Source organism: Halorhodospira halophila, assembly GCF_016653405.1.
GTDB classification, from domain to species: Bacteria; Pseudomonadota; Gammaproteobacteria; order Nitrococcales; family Halorhodospiraceae; genus Halorhodospira; species Halorhodospira halophila_A.
The window spans coordinates 1-2,717 of record NZ_NHSN01000043.1; the positions used below are offsets into that span (position 1 = coordinate 1).

The 2,717-nt window shown below is 65.5% G+C and carries 3 protein-coding genes; all 3 read left to right on the forward strand.

Going from position 1 to position 2,717, the window contains the following annotated elements:
• A partial coding sequence (locus tag CCR79_RS13240; RefSeq protein ID WP_201173966.1) for a diguanylate cyclase domain-containing protein occupies positions 1-232 on the forward strand: 232 nt, incomplete at its 5' end.
• 44 nt (positions 233-276) lie between these two features.
• Positions 277-1,077 carry a sulfate transporter CysZ gene (cysZ, locus tag CCR79_RS13245; protein WP_201173968.1) on the forward strand — a complete coding sequence of 267 codons (801 nt, stop codon included), beginning with the start codon at positions 277-279 and terminating at the stop codon, positions 1,075-1,077.
• A gap of 444 nt (positions 1,078-1,521) precedes the next feature.
• On the forward strand, positions 1,522-2,337 hold the full coding sequence (locus CCR79_RS13250) for an SDR family NAD(P)-dependent oxidoreductase (RefSeq protein ID WP_201173970.1): 816 nt from the start codon (positions 1,522-1,524) through the stop codon (positions 2,335-2,337).
• The last annotated feature ends 380 nt before the right edge of the window (positions 2,338-2,717 follow it).

The window sequence follows — 2,717 nt, forward strand, 5'->3', positions numbered from 1 at the left end:
CCGGGCGGACCTGGAGCAACTCTGCGGGCGAGTGCTGAAGGTGCTCGAGATGCCCGTATCCGTCAAAGGGCACGTGGTGCGCTTTTCGGTCAGTCTGGGGACCTCCCTTTGCCCGGATGACAGCACCGATGCCGAGCGGTTGCTCGCGCTGGCCGATCAGCGGATGTACGCGAACAAAACCGGCAAAACGAGCGAATCAGCGGTCTGGTGTGCAGCTCCTGCGGACTGCTGAGCCATTGGCTCGACAAACCGCATCGTGGGCTGGATGGAGGTTCGGTGTCTGACGGGGACAAGGAAGGGGGTCAGGCAGATGTGGCTGGTACGGCACTAGTAGCCCCTCTGGAGGGCGTCCGGCACCTGCTGCGGGGCTTCCGACTGCTCTTGGCGCCGGGGGTCAAGCGCTTCGTGGTGATCCCGTTGGCGATCAACGCGGTGCTCTTCGCCGTCGCGCTGGTCCTCGGTGCTGCGGCCGTGGCGGAGTTGGTGGGTTACTTGCAGGGCATGCTCCCAGGCTGGTTGGACTGGATCGCCCTGCTGGCCTGGCCGCTTTACGTCGTGGCGGGGCTGCTGGTTATCTTCTTCGCCGCGGGCATGGTTGCCAATCTGATCGCCGCCCCTTTCATGAAGCCGCTGGCGGCAGCGGTGGAGCATCATCTGACCGGCGAGGTTCCGCCCAGGCGGCTGCGGACCGTGCGCGCGGTGGTGCTCGATATTCCTGGCTCTGTGGGCTCCGAGTTGGCTAAGCTCGTCTGCTTCCTGCTTCGAGCGCTGCCGCTGCTGCTGCTTTTCCTGATCCCGGGGGTGAACGCCCTGGCGCCGTTCGCCTGGCTCATCTTCGGGGCCTGGATGCTGGCGCGCGAGTACCTCGACCCGCCGCTCACCAATCACGGCTACAGCTTTCGGGATCAGGGGCGGCTGATCGCCCGGCACCGGACAGGGACGCTGGGGTTCGGCGGCGCGGCAGCGGTCGCCAACACCATCCCCGGGGTGAACTTCTTCGTGCTGCCGGCTGCGGTGGCCGGAGGGGCCTCGCTGGTCAGCGCGCGCATGCGGGATCCGCTGCGCAGCGCGGCGTAGGCGGATAGCTAGTTCGGCGTAACCCCAGCGGACCGATCGAGGGGCTCAAGCCATATCAAGACCCTCAAGTGCCAGGCCTACGGCTTCCGAACCCGGATGCTGTTTCCACAGAACTTGTGGAAAAGCCTGTGGAGACCCCGCGCGGGACGCGATGGAGTCTCGTGGAGCGGCGGTTGGCGAGAATGTGCTCACCGCCCAGGGGGTTGACGAGGCCGGTTCTGATGCAGGCAGCCTGAACCGGACGCAGCACTTGCTGAGTGCGTAGACACGGCCAGCGATGAGATCCTCTCCATGCTAAAGCGACCCACGCCTCCAGAATCGCGCCAACCCAATCATGAAGCGCGGCCATCGGAGGCCGGATCGCCGGACAGCGCGCTTGCCCACGACCCTGACAGCCCAGGGCGCCGTCGGTTTCTGACCGGCGCCAGCGCAGGGCTCGCCGGCATGGCCGCAGCCGGTGCGGCGCTCGGAGGGTGGCCCGAAGGCATGCGGGAGAGCGAAGGACGGTATGCGGGCGCCGTCGTGCTGATCACGGGTGCCACCTCCGGAATCGGCGAGGCAGCTGCCCACGCGTACGCCCGAGAGGGGGCCAAGGTCTTCTTTTGCGGTCGTCGCGAGGATCTCGGCGAGTCCGTGGCCGCATCGATCCGGGACGCCGGCGGCGAGGCGACCTACATGCGCGCCGATGTGCGTGAGCGCGATGAGATGCGTGACTTTGTCGACGCATGCGTGGAGACCTATGGACGCCTGGATATTGCTTTCAACAATGCGGGAATTGAGGGGCCGCTCGGCGATTTCGACGCCATCGACGTGACCGGTGGGAACGGCTATCGGGATGTCATGCGCACCAATGTGGATGGGGTCTATTACGCGATGCGCTACGAGATCCCGGTCATGCGCGAGCAGGGGCATGGCGTGATCGTCAATACGGGTTCCATGCTTTCTCACACCGGGTCGGCACACGCTGGTGCCTATGCCGCGACGAAACACGCCGTCATCGGCCTGACCCGCTCAGCCGCGGCCGCGGAGGTTGGCCACGGAGTCCGGGTGGTCAGCCTCTCTCCTGGGGCGACACGAACCGAACTGCTCCGCCGCTTCCGCGGTGGGTCCCTGGAGGGGGCGGACGAAGATCACCCGATGGGACGCATCGCCGAGCCGGAGGATATCGCCGGGGTTCTGCTCCAGATCACGGCACCGGAGGCCACTTACCTGAACGGCGATGACGTGAAAGCAGACGGTGCATCGGCCGCGTCCGGCTAACCTGCGGCCACGGGCGCGAAGGGTGGCGGGGAAGCGTTTTCGTGGTTCATGGAGTCGGTCAGTGGCGGTTTCGATGGGCGGATACCGGTTGACAATCTCACGCGACGCAGAACTGGTACGGTCCAATTCTGCACAGGCAATGGAAGATCCGGCGTAACCCACTGAGTAATGGAAGGGGAAAGTGTAAGCCCCTGATGTGTGGTCGCTTTGACGCTGGCGAGACTTTAGCCAATCGACCTCGAAGGCCCTCGGCCGGCGGGTTCAGCCGACTTTCTCCACACGGTTTTCCACAGGTTTTGTGGAATCGTTCAGCCGCGCATGCGCCGCGATCTCCCGAAGCCGTTGTGGGCCGATGCCGTCAATGGCCTCGAGCTGCTCGA